The organism is Frigoribacterium sp. CFBP 13712 (genome assembly GCF_014842255.1).
Taxonomy (GTDB): Bacteria; Actinomycetota; Actinomycetes; order Actinomycetales; family Microbacteriaceae; genus Frigoribacterium.
Window position 1 is genome coordinate 45,424 of sequence record NZ_JACYVH010000011.1, and the last position, 15,496, is coordinate 60,919.

At 73.1% G+C, this 15,496-nt stretch carries 16 protein-coding genes; 8 read left to right on the forward strand and 8 right to left on the reverse strand.

Annotated features, from left to right (window positions below; genetic code table 11):
• Nucleotides 1-105: 105 nt before the first annotated feature.
• The 4 genes from IFT51_RS14030 to IFT51_RS14045 form a co-directional block, all read right to left on the reverse strand.
• On the reverse strand, nt 106-1,647 hold the full coding sequence (locus tag IFT51_RS14030) for a GMC family oxidoreductase (RefSeq protein WP_244637314.1): 1,542 nt from the start codon (nt 1,645-1,647) through the stop codon (nt 106-108).
• Nucleotides 1,648-1,658: 11 nt separating this feature from the next.
• The gene (locus tag IFT51_RS14035) at nt 1,659-2,732 is read right to left on the reverse strand and encodes a hypothetical protein (RefSeq protein ID WP_192061710.1); all 1,074 of its coding nucleotides are present in this window, start codon (nt 2,730-2,732) and stop codon (nt 1,659-1,661) included.
• 490 nt (nt 2,733-3,222) lie between these two features.
• A complete protein-coding gene (locus IFT51_RS14040) occupies nt 3,223-3,561 on the reverse strand; it encodes a hypothetical protein (RefSeq protein WP_192061711.1) in 339 nt (112 codons plus the stop codon).
• 427 nt (nt 3,562-3,988) lie between these two features.
• Nucleotides 3,989-4,150 (reverse strand): hypothetical protein, encoded by a 162-nt coding sequence (locus IFT51_RS14045; protein ID WP_192061712.1) that lies wholly within the window; start codon nt 4,148-4,150, stop codon nt 3,989-3,991.
• A gap of 243 nt (nt 4,151-4,393) precedes the next feature.
• Here IFT51_RS14045 and IFT51_RS14050 point away from each other — a divergent pair, with 243 nt between their 5' ends.
• Complete coding sequence (locus tag IFT51_RS14050) at nt 4,394-5,293, forward strand: SDR family oxidoreductase (RefSeq protein WP_192061713.1); 900 nt, start codon at nt 4,394-4,396, stop codon at nt 5,291-5,293.
• 48 nt (nt 5,294-5,341) lie between these two features.
• Entirely contained in the window at nt 5,342-7,072 is a 1,731-nt protein-coding gene (locus IFT51_RS14055; protein ID WP_192061714.1) for a protein kinase, read from the forward strand.
• Nucleotides 7,073-7,238: 166 nt separating this feature from the next.
• Here the strand turns inward: IFT51_RS14055 and IFT51_RS14060 are convergent, their stop codons facing one another.
• Nucleotides 7,239-7,517 (reverse strand): GlsB/YeaQ/YmgE family stress response membrane protein, encoded by a 279-nt coding sequence (locus IFT51_RS14060; RefSeq protein WP_192061715.1) that lies wholly within the window; start codon nt 7,515-7,517, stop codon nt 7,239-7,241.
• Nucleotides 7,518-7,690: 173 nt separating this feature from the next.
• Here IFT51_RS14060 and IFT51_RS14065 point away from each other — a divergent pair, with 173 nt between their 5' ends.
• Together IFT51_RS14065 and deoC are read left to right on the forward strand one after the other, a co-directional pair.
• Complete coding sequence (locus IFT51_RS14065; RefSeq protein WP_192061716.1) at nt 7,691-8,089, forward strand: PLDc N-terminal domain-containing protein; 399 nt, start codon at nt 7,691-7,693, stop codon at nt 8,087-8,089.
• Between the two features lie 85 nt (nt 8,090-8,174).
• Entirely contained in the window at nt 8,175-8,864 is a 690-nt protein-coding gene (gene deoC, locus IFT51_RS14070; protein WP_192061717.1) for a deoxyribose-phosphate aldolase, read from the forward strand.
• A gap of 52 nt (nt 8,865-8,916) precedes the next feature.
• Here deoC and IFT51_RS14075 read toward each other — a convergent pair whose 3' ends face one another.
• Together IFT51_RS14075 and ald are read right to left on the reverse strand one after the other, a co-directional pair.
• Complete coding sequence (locus IFT51_RS14075) at nt 8,917-9,189, reverse strand: hypothetical protein (protein WP_192061718.1); 273 nt, start codon at nt 9,187-9,189, stop codon at nt 8,917-8,919.
• 107 nt (nt 9,190-9,296) lie between these two features.
• Nucleotides 9,297-10,409, reverse strand: coding sequence for an alanine dehydrogenase (gene ald / locus IFT51_RS14080; protein WP_192061719.1), 1,113 nt, complete (start codon nt 10,407-10,409; stop codon nt 9,297-9,299).
• 154 nt (nt 10,410-10,563) lie between these two features.
• Here ald and IFT51_RS14085 point away from each other — a divergent pair, with 154 nt between their 5' ends.
• The 4 genes from IFT51_RS14085 (at nt 10,564) to IFT51_RS14100 (ending at nt 14,631) form a co-directional block, all read left to right on the forward strand.
• Nucleotides 10,564-11,097: an Lrp/AsnC family transcriptional regulator gene (locus IFT51_RS14085; protein WP_192061720.1), complete on the forward strand. Its 534-nt coding sequence runs from the start codon at nt 10,564-10,566 to the stop codon at nt 11,095-11,097.
• A gap of 134 nt (nt 11,098-11,231) precedes the next feature.
• Complete coding sequence (locus tag IFT51_RS14090; RefSeq protein WP_192061721.1) at nt 11,232-12,338, forward strand: acyl-CoA dehydrogenase; 1,107 nt, start codon at nt 11,232-11,234, stop codon at nt 12,336-12,338.
• Nucleotides 12,332-13,891, forward strand: a complete 1,560-nt coding sequence (locus IFT51_RS14095) for a bifunctional PIG-L family deacetylase/class I SAM-dependent methyltransferase (RefSeq protein ID WP_192061722.1) — start codon at nt 12,332-12,334, stop codon at nt 13,889-13,891. Before IFT51_RS14090 ends, IFT51_RS14095 begins: the two co-directional genes overlap by 7 nt.
• The gene (locus IFT51_RS14100) at nt 13,888-14,631 is read left to right on the forward strand and encodes a glycosyltransferase family 2 protein (protein WP_371740821.1); all 744 of its coding nucleotides are present in this window, start codon (nt 13,888-13,890) and stop codon (nt 14,629-14,631) included. Before IFT51_RS14095 ends, IFT51_RS14100 begins: the two co-directional genes overlap by 4 nt.
• A gap of 65 nt (nt 14,632-14,696) precedes the next feature.
• On the opposite strand, the gene IFT51_RS14105 is transcribed toward IFT51_RS14100, so the two are convergent.
• The gene (locus IFT51_RS14105) at nt 14,697-15,182 is read right to left on the reverse strand and encodes a glutathione peroxidase (protein ID WP_192061723.1); all 486 of its coding nucleotides are present in this window, start codon (nt 15,180-15,182) and stop codon (nt 14,697-14,699) included.
• Nucleotides 15,183-15,496 lie beyond the last annotated feature (314 nt).

A 15,496-nucleotide genomic window follows, 5' to 3' on the forward strand; every position in this document is an offset into this window, starting at 1 on the left:
ACCCAGAGATGCCCGCCGCCCGCACCGCTTATCCTGCGATCCACCGACCGGCCGCCTGCCGATCGACCAGGCCCCGCTGCCCCGGCCCCGCCGACCGGCCCCCGTCTACCCCGCGACCCGCGCCGCCAGGAACTTCTCGGCCGTCCGCAGCCCGAGCGCCATGATCGTCAACGCGGGGTTGGCGACGACCGCGCTCGGGAAGACGGAGTTGTCGCAGACCCAGAGGTTCGGTACGTCGAAGCTGCGCCCGTCGGCGTCGACCACGGCGTCCGTCGCGTCGTCGCCCATGCGGCAGGTGCCGATGGTGTGCGCCGTGCGAGCGAGCACCATCGTGTCGGTGGCGCCGGCGGCCTCGACGATGGCGGTCATCGTCGCGATGGCGTGCTCGTCGATGGCGTCTTCGTTGGGGCCTGCGCTGAACGAGACGATCGCCTTGGGGATGCCGAACTCGTCGAGCTCGTCGGACAGCACGAGGCGGTTGTCGTCGCTCGGCAGGCACTCGGCGTTGATGCCGACCCCGGCCAGGTACCGGTAGCCCTCCATCGCCTCGACGAGCTCGTCGCCCCAGAGTCCGCCGCCGCGCACCAGAGTCGTGGCCAGCGTCAACGGCATGACCCCGAGGCTCTGGATGAGATAGCCGCCCACGAAGTCGACGCCCTCGGGTCGCATCGTGTCTTCGGTGATGATCGACGACGGGTAGCCGCGGTGGCTGCGGATCTCCTCGGTGAAGGTGCCCCACACCTGGGTCGCCCCGTGCGCCATGTAGTTGCGGCCCACCTGGTCGCTGCTGTTGGCGAGCCCGGTGTGCAGCAGCAGACGGGGTGTCTCGACGCCGCCCGCGCAGAGGAACAGCGCCTTCGTGCGCTGACGGTGCTCGACCCCGTCGCGGGTGTAGACGACGGCCGATACCTCGCCGGCCTCGTCGAGCTCGATGCCGTGCACCATCGACCCGGGTCGGATCTCGGCGCCGTGCGCCACCGCCGACGGCAGGTAGGTGGTGTCCATGCTGACCTTGGCGCCGTTGCGGCAGCCCTGGTGGCAGCTGCCGCAGTTGACGCAGGCGTGGCGCATGCCCGCGTGCTCCTGCTCGCGGTCGACGGTGGTGATCGCGACCGGGCCGTCGGTCGCGGTGATGCCGAGCGCCTCGCACCCGCGGATCATCATGTCGGACGACGCGTTGCGCGGCGCCGGCGGCAGCGTGTATCGCCGCGAAGGATCCCACGGGTAGTCGGCGGGCCCGGCGATGCCGACGAAGGCCTCGACGCGCTCGATGTACTCGATCAGCTCGGCGTGCTCGATCGGCCAGTCGACGCCCTTGCCGGTCAGCGACTTCAGCCGCAGATCGCGCTCGTCGGGGCGGGGTGTGAAGGCACCCCAGTGCAGGGTCGACCCGCCGACCCCCTTGCCGCTGTTGTTGAGGCCGAAGGCCGTCGGGTTCTCGCCGGCGCTGAGGCGTTCGTCCATCCAGTTGATGGCGACGGCCTCGGTCTCGTCCTGGGTGAAGAGCTCGGGGTCGAAGTTCGCCCCCGCCTCGAGCGCGACGACGTGCAGACCCTGCGCCGCCAGCGTGCTGAGGATCGGCGCCCCGCCGGCGCCCGTGCCGATCACGACGGCGTCGACGATCTCGTCATCGGAGTAGGTGGTCATCTGGTCGAGGTTCATCGGACGACCTCCATCGTCGGTTCCCACTGTTCGCGTCGGTCGGCGCCGAGCAGGTCGAAGCCCTGGAAGAGCGCGCCGCCCGGTCCGCCGTTGGCGAAGCCGTCGAAGCCGATGCGCTCCATCGTCGCCGGGTGGGCGAGCCAGGCGCGCACGAGGTCGACCCGCGCGTCTTCGAACCAGAGCTGCATCTGCTCGGCGGTCATCTCACCGGCCGGCGGCTCGAACTCGCCGGCGACGAGTGCGGCGACCCGTGCCCGCTGGTCGTCGACACCGAGGAGGCGCAGGTCGGCGAGGGCGTCGAGCCCGCGTCGGTAGGCCTCGCGGTCGGGCGGCAGGGCGTTGTTCCGCCAGCCGTCGGACCTGCCGAGGTTCTGATCGACGTCGATCCGTGCCGCGAGGTCCAGTTCGGCACCGGGCCAGGGGGCGCGCTGGGGCACGACCAGGTCGGCGACGACGCGCAGCGTCTCGAGCTGCGACGTCGAGAGGGTCTGCGGCCGGTAGTCGGGGTCGTCGGCGAGGGCGCGACGGGCGAGCAGCGCCCGGGTCTGCGGACTGGTGCGGGTCGAGGCGATGACCTCGGCGAAGTCGAGCGACATGGTCGGCCCGAGCCCGGCGCGATCGCGCCAGAACGTCGCGATCGCCTCGACGGGCGACTCGCCCGAGGCCGAGGCCGAGGCCGAGGCGTCGTCGAGCACGAGCGTGGGGACGCCGTCGAAGTCGCCCGGCGAGGTCACCACCACGCCGGCGAGACCGAACACGCCCGCCTCGCCCGACAGGATGCGCGCCACCGTCTGCGAGACGGCGTCGACGCGGGCGCCGCTCGCGGCCAGCAGCCACCGGGATGCTCCGGAGGCGCGGATCGCCTTGACGACGGCCGTCACGATCTCGTCGTCGGTCGCCCCGGGCGAGGGCGCCGAGGCGACGTGGACGTCGAGGGAGGCTGCCCCCGGGTCGCTCGACGCGGCGGCGAGCGCGGCACCGAGCGAATCGTCGGACCGATCGGGGTCGGGGTCGGCGTCGGACAGGAAGACGACGGTCGCACGTGGTGGCGTGGGTCGATCAGATGACACGGGGCTCCTCGTGAGAACGGCCTCGAACGAGGCTCGTCCGACGATACGTCTCCCGCCTCGACTCGGCCCGGCTTGCGCCGGAGAGCGAACAGCGGGACGGCGGCGCACGACCCTGTGGAGGGATCGGCGCCGCGAGATCGGTGCCCAGCAGGATCCCGGATCGTCGTTGATCCGAGAGCCCGCGCCGAGGTTCGGGTCCTCGACGGGTGTCGTCCGCTGCGTCGACGCGTGATCTCGGCGGGTTTCGGGTACTCGCCGGGAACGCCGTCCGCAGTGGACCGGACACACGGGTTGCTAGGCACCCGGGAGAGCATTCGGAGGCGTCGGCGCCCCGGTTGGGGGGTATCCGGATGTGTTCGCGAATCGGATAGCGAGGCCGTTCCGTGGCCAGCTGGCGATTACTCTAGCGCGCCTCCGGCGACCACCCTTCGCGCGCCTCCTGCGGCTCCCTTCGCGCGCCTCCTGAAGGCGTCGACGTGCGCGGTCGGGCTCAGCGCGCCGTGCGGGCTCCTGCGGGCACGACCGGCTCGATCAGGCGCACATGGCTGGCGGCGACCCTCTTCGGCTGATCGGCGAAGGCGGCGGCGCGCGAGTCGCTCGCGAGGTAGGCCTCCTCGACCGCGGCGAACGTGGCGGCGTCGCCTGCGACGCTGACCGCCCAGACGAACTCCCCGGCCTCGCGGTCGGCGTACGCGAACTCGACGGCGAACCCCTCGGCCTCGCGGGCCGGAACGATCCGGGCCTGGAACCACTCGACGAACTCGTCGAACACGCCCTCGACGAGTTCGTAGCGGCGCAGCTGGACTGTCTTCTCGGCGTCGATGCTCATGGCGGACAGCCTAAGACGGCCGCACCCGCACCCGCACCCGCACCCGCAGACGACGACGGGCCTCCCGGTGAGGGGAGGCCCGTGGTCGGTGATCCTCGTCGGCGCCCCACGTCGTGGGCCGCTGGTACGGATCGTGCTCGGTCGTGCTGATGACGCAGGAGGAGCGGGTCGTGCTGATGACGCAGGAGGAGCGGGTGACGCGGTGACGTCAGGTGACGCCGATCTCAGTCGAGGTCGTCGTCGTCGATGCCGGTGTCGAAGTACGACACGTGGTCGACGTCGTCGGACGAGGCCAGGATGCGGCTGGAGAAGGAGGGTCGCATGGCTCAGGCCGCCAGCGGACCGTCTTCGCCACGTCCGACGAAGAGTTCGGAGAGGTCGAGCGCTTCGGTGGGCGCGAGTTCGACGTGACGCAGCTCGGACGCGCTCATGCGCCGAAGCCCAGGGTGACGAGGAGGGCGGCCGTGGCCATGACGCTGGCCGCGACGGCCGACGTGGCGACGACGAAGAGGGTGGCCTGGCGTTCCGTGTCGCGCACCTCGGAGAAGGGGCTGCGGACGCGACCGGTGGTGGGGCGGATGAGGCTCATCGTGGTGCTCGTTTCTGGCAGCCCTGCGCTGCCCTTGACTCTCGGTGGAGAGGCCATGAGCCGCTCCGCACCGCCGTGAAGTCGATGCATGAGCATGCTGTCACGGGAATCGCTAGACCGACTAACTATCCGTGCACCCAGTGCGCATGACGGATAACACCCGCCGATCGGGGTCGCGGGCCACCGTGCGACCCGGGGTACGCACGCACCCTCCGCTCAGGACCCCGGCGTACGACGGACGGCATGGACCGCGATCAGTACACCTTCGACGACCCCCGCACGCGCTTCCCCGTGATCAGCCCCGAGGTGCAGCAGCAGCCCGAGCCGGGCCTGCAGTCGAGGATGGACCCGGTGCCCGACCTCGGCGAGAGCACCTACCGCGGCTCGGGTCGCCTCGCGGGTCGCAAGGCGCTCATCACCGGTGCCGACTCGGGCATCGGCGCCGCCGTCGCCATCGCCTACGCGCGTGAGGGCGCGGACGTCGCGCTGTCGTACCTCCCCTCCGAAGAGGAGGACGCCCGCCACGTGATCGAGGTCGTCGAGGCGGCCGGTCGGAAGGCCGTCGCGATCCCCGGGGACCTCACCAGCGCCTCCTTCTGTCGCACCCTGGTCGAGGAGGCGGTGGCCGGCCTCGGCGGACTGGACGCCGTCGTCAACGTGGCCGGTCGGCAGATCTGGCAGGACGGCATCGAGAAGATCACCGACGAGCAGTTCGACCTCACCTTCAAGACCAACGTCTACGCCCCGTTCTGGATCATCAAGGCCGCCCTGCCGCACCTCGGCCCGGGCTCGACCATCATCAACACCGCGTCGCTCGAGGCCTACACGCCGGCGCCCGACCGCCTGGACTACGCCACCACCAAGGGCGCGATCAACAACTTCTCGAAGGGGCTCGCGCAGCAGCTCGTCTCGAAGGGGATCCGCGTCAACGTCGTCGCGCCCGGGCCGACCTGGTCGGTGCTGCAGGTCACCCAGGGCGTCGACCCCGAGACCCTGCCCGAGTTCGGCTCGAGCGAGTCGCCGATGGGCCGCGCGGCGCAGCCCGCCGAGCAGGCCCCCGCCTACGTGTTCCTGGCGAGCGCCGAGTCGAGCTTCGTCGCCGGCGAGACCCTGAACGTGAACGGCGGCATGGTCACTCCGTAGCCCGAATAAGGTGGGGGGCGTTGCCCGACGACCCGGACAGGAGGCGACATGGACACCCCGGACCTCACCGCAGGCATGGTGCTCGACGGCCGCTACGAGATCGAGTCGGTGCTCGGCCGTGGCGGCATGGCGAGCGTCTACCGCGCCCGCGACACGCTGCTCGGTCGCGTCGTCGCCATCAAGCTCTTCGCGCCGACGGGGGCCGACGCCGCCGAGCTGCGCCGCGAGACCAGCGAGGTGCAGGTGCTCGCCGGTCTCGCCCACCCGGCGATCGTGACGCTCTTCGACGCCCGCGTCGACGATGCCGACCGCGCCTACCTCGTCATGGAGTTCGTCGAGGGGCCGACGCTCCAGACGCTCGTCTCGGAGGGCCCGCTGACCCCCGCCACGGCCGCCGCGATGCTCGCCGACCTGGGCGAGGCGCTGCACGTGGCCCACGAGGGCGGCGTCGTGCACCGCGACGTCAAGCCCGCGAACATCCTGCTCGCCCCCGTGCCCGGCGGCGAGGGGCGCTACCGCGCGAAGCTGGCCGACTTCGGCATCGCCTACCTCGTCGACTCGACGCGGCTGACCGCGACCGGCACCGTCATGGGCACCGCGGCGTTCATCAGCCCCGAGCAGGCGCTCGGTCAGCCGATCGAACCGCCGTCGGACGTCTACTCGCTCGGTCTCGTGGCGCTCGAGGCCCTGACGGGCACGCGGGTCTTCACGGGCTCCGCGATCGAGTCGGTCATGGCGCGCCTGCACAACGACCCGATCGTGCCGTCGTCGCTCGAGACCGGCTGGGCGTCGCTCCTCACCTCGATGACCGCCAGGGATCCGGAGGCGCGACCCACCGCGCTCGAGGTCTCCCGCCGCGCGTCGCGACTGGCCTCGGCCGCCCGCGGCGGCGACACCTCCGACCTGGCCTCGGTGCCCGATCCGACGGAGCCGATCAACCGCAGCGACCGGACGATGGTGCTGCCCGCCGCGGCGGCCGCGGCTGCGGCGGCCGGGGTCGCCGGTGCGGGCGTCGCCGGTGCGGCGGCGGCTGACGCGCCGACCGCTGCGTACGGTGCGGGTGCCGGTGCTGACGCGCCGACCGCTGCGTACGGTGCGGGTGCTGACGCGCCGACCGCGGCCTACGGCGCGAACGCCCCGACGTCGTCGTACTCGAACGGCGCTCCCGGCTCGGATGCGCCGACCGAGCGCTTCGCTCCGGCGGTGGCCCTCGGCTCCGCCGCGACGGGTGGCGGAGTGGCGGCCGGTGCCGGTGCGGGAGGCTCCGGTGCCGGTGGCGGCCCCGGCGACTTCGAACGCGCCTCCTCGGGACGACGTCGCTGGGTGCTGCCGGTGATCATCGTCGCGGTGCTGGCACTCATCGCCGGGGCCGTCGTCTGGGGGATCACGCAGGGTGGCGACGGCGACGGAGCACCGGTCGAGTCGTCGCAGCCGAGCAGCGGCACGCCCAGTGACGACCCGTCCGGCGAGGCCACGACCCCCGCCGAGACGACCGAGCCGCAGCCGGAGCAGACCGAGGAGGCGCCCGCGCCGGCCCAGCCGTCGGAGGAGACGGCGCCCGAGCCGACCACCCCCTCCGAGTCGACCGGCGAGGACGAGCCCGACGAGAACGAGCCCGACGAGAACGAGCCGGACGAGAACGAGCCCGGGGAGGTCCCGGGGCCCGAGGCGACCGTGCCCGGTACCGGGGTGGGCACCGGCGCCGTGACCGGTCCGGGCAACAGCGGGTCGAACCCGAACTCGGGCCCCGGCAACAACAACGGGAACGGGAAGCCCTAGCTGTACCGAGGCCGCTCGGAGGTGCGGCGGGTTGCCGTCATCGGGGGCGGGTCAGCGCTGACCCGCCGCGAGTGACGGGAACCCGCCGAAGCCGCGGAGGCCCAGGCGCCCGAGAACGGGCCGCCCTCCGACTGGAGAGCGGCCCGTCCGCGCGGTGCAGGGTCGACTAGTTGCGAGCGCCCTTGCGGCCGGTGACCTTGAGGTAGATGACCAGGACGATGATGGCGCCGATGATCGAACCGATGATGCCCGAGGTCTGGAAGAAACCGTCGGGGTTGTTGCCGGGGAAGATCAGGTAGGCGAGGAATCCACCGACGAACGAGCCGATGATGCCCAGGAGGATGGTCATCGGGATCGAGATGTTCTGCTTGCCGGGGACGACGAGGCGGGCGACTGCACCGGCGATGAGGCCGATGATGATGAGGCTGACGATCAGACCGAGCATGATGACTGCTTTCTTTGCGAGCGCCGGGTCGGGCGCGGTTGCTGCCACGGGGTCGGGCAATCACCGACTCAACCACTTCTGCGCGTCGGCGGGCCAGATTCGTCCGATTCCATCCAGATGATCCTCCGAATGACTGGTGGCGCAGGTAGGAGTTCGCTGAATATGATCGCGACATGTACGTGCTCGTCTCCGGTCTCATGTTCGCCCTCGTGCTCATCGCCCTGGTCGACATCGTCACGCGCCAGGACGGCCAGGTGCAGCACCTGCCGAAGCTCGTCTGGGTGCTCCTCGTGGTGTTCCTGCCCCTGATCGGCAGCATCCTGTGGTTCGCCGTGGGCCGTGAGCGGTCGGCCCCGTCCGAGCACGTGTCGTTCGGCGATCCGAGGAGGCGCGAGCGGCTCGGATTCGGCGGCCAGCGCACGCAGACGGTCACCACCACCTCCCGCCCCCTCAGCACGGAGGAGCAGCTGGCCGCCCTCGACCGCGAGATCGAGTTCCACGAGCAGCAGGCCCGCCTGCGGGCTCTCGAGATCGAGGTCGAGAAGCGCCGCGACGGCGATCGCCCGGTCTGAGCGGGTCGCCGGTTTCGCCGTCGTGCCGCGACGGTCGATGATGGACGACGAGCCGATCGGGCTCGATCGCCCCGGAAGGACCCCCATGACCGAGACACTGCAGGCCGCCGACATCGTCCGCCTCGTCGACCACACCCTCTTGAAGCCCGAGGCGACGCACGCCGACGTCGACGCCCTCATCGCGGAGGCCGTCGAGCTCGGCGCCTACTCGGTCTGCGTCTCGCCGTCGATGCTGCCGCTCGTGCTGCCCGAGGGGTCCGAGCTGAAGATCGCCGTCGTCGCCGGGTTCCCGAGCGGCAAGCACACCCCGGCCGTCAAGGCGTCGGAGGCCCTCGAGGCCGTCGCGTCGGGCGCGCACGAGGTCGACATGGTCATCGACGTCGGTGCCGCGAAGGCCGGCGACTTCGTCAGCGTCGAAGAGGACATCGCGATCGTCCGCGGCGCCGTGCCGAGCCCGACCGTGCTCAAGGTGATCATCGAGTCGGCCGCCCTGAGCGACGACGAGATCGTGGCCGTCTGCCAGGCCGCCGAGCGGGCCGGGGCCGACTTCGTCAAGACGAGCACCGGATTCCACCCCACCGGCGGCGCGACCGAGCATGCGGTCAGGCTCATGGCTCAGACCGTCGGCGGCCGCCTCGGCGTCAAGGCCTCGGGTGGCGTCCGCACGATCGACGACGCCCGTCGCTACGTGGCCGCGGGCGCGACCCGTCTGGGCGTCTCGGGAACCCGCGCGCTCGTCGAGGGTGCCGCTCCGTCGGCCGGCGCCGGCTACTGAGACCCGCCTGACACGGAGCCCGGGCCGGCATCGCCGTCGGCCCGGGCTCCGCTCAGTCGTAGAGGCGCCCGAGCAGCCAGTGCCCCGCGGCGTCGCGGACGACCTCGAACATGTGGGTCGTGCCGTCGGACGCCGTGGCCTGGAACCGCCACCCCAGGAATCTCCGCGGCGGGTGCGTGATGAGCTCGTGGACGAACAGCGGCTCGTCGACGAGGGGCGTGGGGGTGTCGCTGACCCGCCACCGGACACCGTCGTGGACGAGGCGCGCGGGCAGGCCGTCGTCGAACCAGAGCGCGACGGCCGATCGGGTGGTGGAGATGTTCATGGCCTGCCTCTCGTTCGAACACGTGTTCGATCAGAGGCGAGTGTAAGCAGGCCGATCCGGCTCGCGCAACTGCATCGGCGAGTCGCGCGGCGGCGCGGCGCGGCGCGTCAGCCGAGCGTCGCCGACGCGGCCAGCGGCATCCCGAGCGCCGCCGCGACGCCGGCGTTCGTGACCTCGCCCGCGTGCACGTTCACCCCGGCCGCGAGCGCCGGGTCGGCCGCCGTCGCCGCGTCGAGGCCGCGGTCGGCCAGGGCCACGACGTACGGCAGCGTCGCGTTCGTCAGCGCCCGCGTCGACGTCTCGGGCACCGCGCCCGGCATGTTCGCGACGCAGTAGTAGACGGCGTCGTGCACGGCGAAGGTCGGGTCGTCGTGGGTGGTGGGCCGCGACCCCTCGAAGCAGCCGCCCTGGTCGATCGCGATGTCGACCAGCACCGCGCCCGACCTCATGCCCGCGACCATCTCGTCGGTGACGAGCTTCGGCGCGGCCGCCCCCGGGATCAGCACCGATCCGATCACGAGGTCGGCGTCGCGCACCTGGACCGCGATCTCGTGCGGCGTCGACGGCCGCGTCTGGATCCGTCCGTCGAAGCGCGCCTCGAGAGCCCGGAGGCGCGGCAGCGACAGGTCGATCACGGTCACGTCGGCGCCGAGGCCGAGCGCGTTCGCGGCGGCGTGCTCGCCGGCGACACCGCCGCCGATCACGACGACCTTGGCGCGCGGGGTGCCCGGCACTCCGCCGAGCAGGGTGCCCCGACCGCCGGAGGCGCGCATCAGCTGGTACGCCCCCACCGTGATCGAGAGCCGCCCGGCCACCTCGCTCATCGGCTGCAGCAGCGGCAGCGAGCGGTCGGGCAGCTGCACCGTCTCGTAGGCGATCGCGGTCGTGCCCGAGGCGACCAGCGCCTCCGTCAGCTCGCGGTCGGCGGCCAGGTGCAGGTAGGTGAAGAGCACCTGATCGGCGCGCAGGAGGCGGTGCTCGGCCGCGATCGGCTCCTTCACCTTGAGCAGCAGATCGGCCCGGGCCCAGACCTCGTCGGCCGTCGGCACGATGGTCGCGCCGGCCGCGGCGAAGTCGTCGTCGAAGATCCGCGAACCCGTGCCCGCCCCGCTCTCGATCAGCACCTCGTGCCCTCGGCGCACCAGGGCGTCGACGCCAGCGGGCGTGATGGCCACGCGGTTCTCGTTGTTCTTGATCTCGGTGGGCACTCCGACGCGCATGGGCGTCTCCTGTCGCGTCAGGGCCTCGCGGGCCGGTCGTCGTCGATCGATGAGACGATGCTGTCGATCATTCGTTTCACTCGTGTTTCGACCGAAGAAGATTCTGCGAGACCGGATGGATCGACCCGATGACACCCTGCGAGAGGCGCTGAGCATGACCGGATCGAACGATCTTCGACCTGCAGGAGGCGCGGCGGGCGACGGAGCCGTCGCCGCGCCTCCTGCGGACCTCGACGAGGTCGACCGCCGCCTCCTCGACGTGCTCGCCACCGACGGCCGCCTGTCGAACGCGGCGCTCGCCGCGGCGGTCGGCGTCGCGCCGTCGACCGCGCACACGCGACTCCGGTCGCTGATCGACCGCGGGGTGATCACCGGGTTCCTGACGAGCGTCGACCAGCGTCGCATCGGCCGCCCGCTGCAGGCGGTCATCGGCGTGACCCTGCGCCCGGGGTCGCGGCAGGCGGCGATCACCGCGTTCTCGGAGGCCGTGCGGAGTCTGCCCGAGGTGCTGCAGGTGTTCTTCCTCGGTGGGCACGACGACTTCATCGTGCACATCGCCGTCTCGGACTCGAGCGAGATCCGCACCTTCGTCGTCGACCATCTCTCGGCCCAGCCGAGCGTGGCGTCGACGCGGACGAGCATCGTCTTCGACTACCACCGCAACGGGGTCGCGGCCTCGTTCCGCTGAACACCCGGCGCCGAGGGAGGGGCGCCCTCGTCGTGCCGACCACCCGCGGGGCGACCCCCTGGCCGGCTCTTATCACCCTCGCCGGCTCCTGTCGACGGAGCCCGGGAATCCCCTCGGCGGCCTACGGTCGAGGTATGCAACTCACCGGCCCCAGCGAACCGGGCTCGCTCACGCGTCTCGTCGCCGACGACCTCCCCTCCGACGTCGAGGGCTCCCTCCGACTCGGCATCGCCCTGACCAGCCGAGGAGGCGCGGCGCCCGTCCCCGGGGCGGGGCGCACCGCCGACCTGTGGCGGGCCCTCGCGACGCTCGCCGCCCACGATCTCGGCGCGGCCCGCGCCGTCGAGCCGCACCTCGACGCGTTCGCCATCCTGCAGCAGGTCGATGCGGCGGGCGGCGCCGACGCGGCCGGCGCGACCCGCGCCTCCGACGCGACCGGCACGCCCGACGCGACGGACGCACCGGGCGCGACCCGCGCCTCCTCGGCGGCGACACGCAGCTGGGGCGTCTTCGCGGCCGAGCTGCCCGGCACCCGTCTCGAGGCGCAGCAGATCGGCGACGGCTGGTCGCTCTCGGGTGAGAAGGGCTGGTGCTCGCTCGCCGGCGTGCTCGACTCGGCGCTCGTCACGGCCTGGGTCGACGACGAGCGGCGGCTGTTCTCGGTCGACCTGCGGCAGGGCGGTGTCGAGGTCGTCGACGGCGCCTGGCACGCCCGTGGGCTGGTCGAGATCCCCTCCGGCCCGGTGCGCTTCGACGCCGTCGCGGCCTCGCCGGTGGGCGCCCCCGGCTGGTACCTCGAACGGCCCGGCTTCTCGTGGGGCGGCATCGCCGTCGCCGCGTGCTGGTACGGCGGGGCCGTGGGCATCGCCCGCGCGCTGCACCGCACGGTCGTCCGACGCGACCCCGACCCCCACACCGCCGCCGCGCTCGGAGCCGTCGACGAGCGCCTCTCCGACGCCCGACGCGCCCTGGCCGAGGCCGCCGAGCTCGTCGACGCGGGCCGCGCGACCGGCGCCGACGGCCGTCTGCTCGCCAAGCGGGTCCGTGCGACCGTCGCCCATGCCGCCGACGACGTGCTGACCCGGGTCGGTCGCGCGCTCGGCCCGGCTCCCCTCGTCGCCGACGCCGCCCACGCCAAGCGGGTCGCCGACCTCACGCTCTACCTGCGCCAGCACCACGCCGACGCCGATGACGCGTCGCTCGGCCGCCAGCTGCGCGAGAGCGCGGTCGCCCCGTGGTGAGGTTCGACGCACGCGACCCCGCCGGCCCCGTCGAGGCGTGGGTCGCCGACGGGAGGCTGGCCGCGCTGCCGGTCGACCCGCGCCTCCTCGGCGACGGCTCCGGCTTCGGTTCGGCGGCCGGTCCGCTGCTCGTGCTCTCGGCGCACGCCGACGACGAGACGCTCGGCGCGGGCGGGCTCATCGCGCTCGCCGTGCGCTCGGGGCGCGCCGTCACCGTCGTGGTCGTCAGCGACGGAGCCGGCTCGCACCCCGACTCGACCACCACCTCGGCCGACGCCCTGTGCCACGAGCGCGCGGCGGAGGCGCGAGCCGCCCTCGACGAGCTCGGCCCCGGCATCGAGCTCGTGCTGATGGGCGTCGCCGACGGAGGACTGCAGGAGGCGCGGGTCGACATCCGCACCCGCCTAGCCTCGGTCGTCGCCGACGTCCGCCCGGCCGTCGTGCTCGCCCCCTGGCGCGGCGACGGTCACCGCGACCACCGCGTGCTCGGCGAGATCGCGGCGGAGCTGGTGCGGGGCGCCGCGGCCGACGCCGGTGCCGTGGGCGCCGTGGGCGCCGGTGCCGAGGCGGTCGGTGCCGACCTCGCGCCGGCGCTGTTCGAGTACCCCGTCTGGCTCTGGCACTGGGGCGCCCCCGATCACCCCGACGTGCCGTGGGCGGATCTCGTGCGGGTCGAGCTCGACCCCGAGGCCCGCGCCGCCGCGGCTCGCGCCCTCGATCGGCACGCCTCGCAGCTGCGCCCGCTGTCGTCGCGCCCCGGCGACGAGGCCGTGCTGCGCCCCGACTTCGTCGCGCACTTCCGGCGCGACGCCGAGGTCTTCGTGCGCTCCGAGCCGCCCGAGCCGGCGCAGCCCGTGTCCGCGCAGCCCGCATCGGCGCAGCCCGAGTCGGCGCAGCCCGAGTCGGCGCCGCACGAGCCGGTGCTGCCCGAGACCGCGCAGCCCGAGCCCGCGCAGCCGCAGGGCACCCGCTTCGACGCGACGCACGCCCGCCAGGCGGATCCCTGGGGGGTCACGACGCGCTGGTACGAGCGGCGCAAGCGCGCGATCACGCTCGCGTCGCTGCCCGACGAGCGGCTCGGCTCGGTGCTCGAGATCGGCTGCTCGATCGGCGTCGTGACGGCCGAGCTCGCCGAGCGCGCGTCGTCCGTGCTGGCGCTCGACGTCTCCGAGGTCGCCGTCGGGCACGCCAGAGCGCGGCTCGCCGATCGTCCGCACGTGCGGGTCGAGCAGGCCGACGTGACGCGCGGGCTGCCCGACTCCGGCCCGTTCGATCTCGTGCTGATCAGCGAGGTCGGCTACTACCTCGACCCCGACCAGTTCGAGCGGCTGCTCGACGACGTCGAGCGGGTGCTCGCCCCCGCGGGCACCGTCGTCGCCTGCCACTGGCGGCACGGGGCCGACGACTTCCGGCAGAGCGGCGACGACGTGCACGCCGCCCTGCTCCGCCGCCCCGGGCTGCTCCCGGTCGCGCACCACGACGAGGACGACTTCGTGCTCGACGTGCGGTCGCGCGACGGGCGATCCGTGGCCGACCGGACGGGTCTGCGGTGAGCGCGCCGCGCCTCCTCGGCTCGCGTGTCCTGGGCCCGCGTGTCCTGGGGATCGCCGTCGTGGTGCCCGCCCGCGACGAGTCCGCCCTGATCGAGCGCTGCCTCGCCGCCGTCGGGGTCGCACGGCACCGCCTCCACGACGATCACCAGGCGGTGCGGGTCGTCACCGTCGTCGTGGCCGACGCCTGCACCGACGACACCGCCGAGCTCGCCCGACGCGCCCCCGGCGTGACGGTGATCGAGACGGCCGGCGGCGCCGTCGGCGTGGCCCGCGCCGCCGGAGTCGACCGGGCCATGCGACTGCTCGCCGCAGAGGGCGTCGACGAGAGCGCCGTCTGGATCGCCAACACCGACGCCGACTCGGTCGTGCCGCCGCAGTGGCTCGTGGCGCAGGTGGCCCTCGCCGACGACGGCAGCGACGTGATGGTCGGCACCGTGCGACCCGACTTCGCCGACCTGAGCGCCGAGCAGATCGCGGCCTGGACGGCCCGGCACACGCCGGGGCGCCCGAACGGCCACGTGCACGGCGCGAACCTGGGGCTGCGGGCCAGCGCCTACCGGGCAGCCGGAGGGTTCGACGCGCTCGACCTGCACGAGGACGTCGTGCTCGTCGAGCGGCTCCGCGAGACCGACGCCGTCGTCACCGCATCCGACGCCGGCGAGGTGCTGACCTCCGGCCGCCGCGTGGGGCGCACCCGCGGGGGGTACGCCGGGTACCTGGCCGTCGACCTGCTCGCGTAGGGGGGCGGCCCGGCGCCGCCTCGATCTGCTCGCGGAGGGGCGGCCCGGCGCCGCGCGGCCTCGACCTACGCGGGGAGCGACGCCTCGATCAGCGACACGATCTCAGGGGCGTCGGGTTCGGTGGTCGGTCGGAAGCGGTGCACCGCGCCTCCGGGGGTGATCACGAACTTCTCGAAGTTCCACTTCACCTTGCCGGCCTTGCCGTCGGCGTCCGCCGCCTTCTTCAGCTCGGTGTAGAGCGGGTGCTCGTTGCGCCCGTTGACCTTGATCTTCTCCATCATCGGGAACGTCACGCCCCAGGTCGCCGAGCAGTACTCGTCGATCGCCTCGGACGACCCCAGCTCCTGCAGGAACTGGTTGCTCGGGAACCCGAGCACCGTGAAGCCGCGCTCGCCGTAGGTCTTCTGCAGCTCCTCGAGCTTCTCGTACTGCGGAGCCAGACCGCAGCGCGAGGCGACGTTGACGACCAGCACCACCTTGTCGCTGTAGGCGCCGAAGGTCGTGCTGTCGCCGCGCAGGGTGGTCAGGTCGATGGTGTCGAGTTCGCTCATGGCCCCGAGGGTACGCCGCGCGGATCGGCGGAAGCCTCCGCGAGCGGCCAGCCGCCCCGCGCCCCGCGCCGGGCCGCGCCCCGCCCCGCACCCCCGGGGTCGATGAGTCACGACTCGCCGCGGGGTCGGGAGGGTGCGCGGCGAGTCGTGACTCATCGAGCGGGCGAGCAGGGGGCGGGCGTGCGGGCGCACGGGAAAACCCCACCTCGCGAAGCCGTGAGGCCTTGCGGGGTGGGGTTCCACCGGGAACACGGGCCCCGGCCGGGGGCCGGAGCCCGAGTCGTCGTACTGAGAAGCGATGCCGCCGGAGCGGC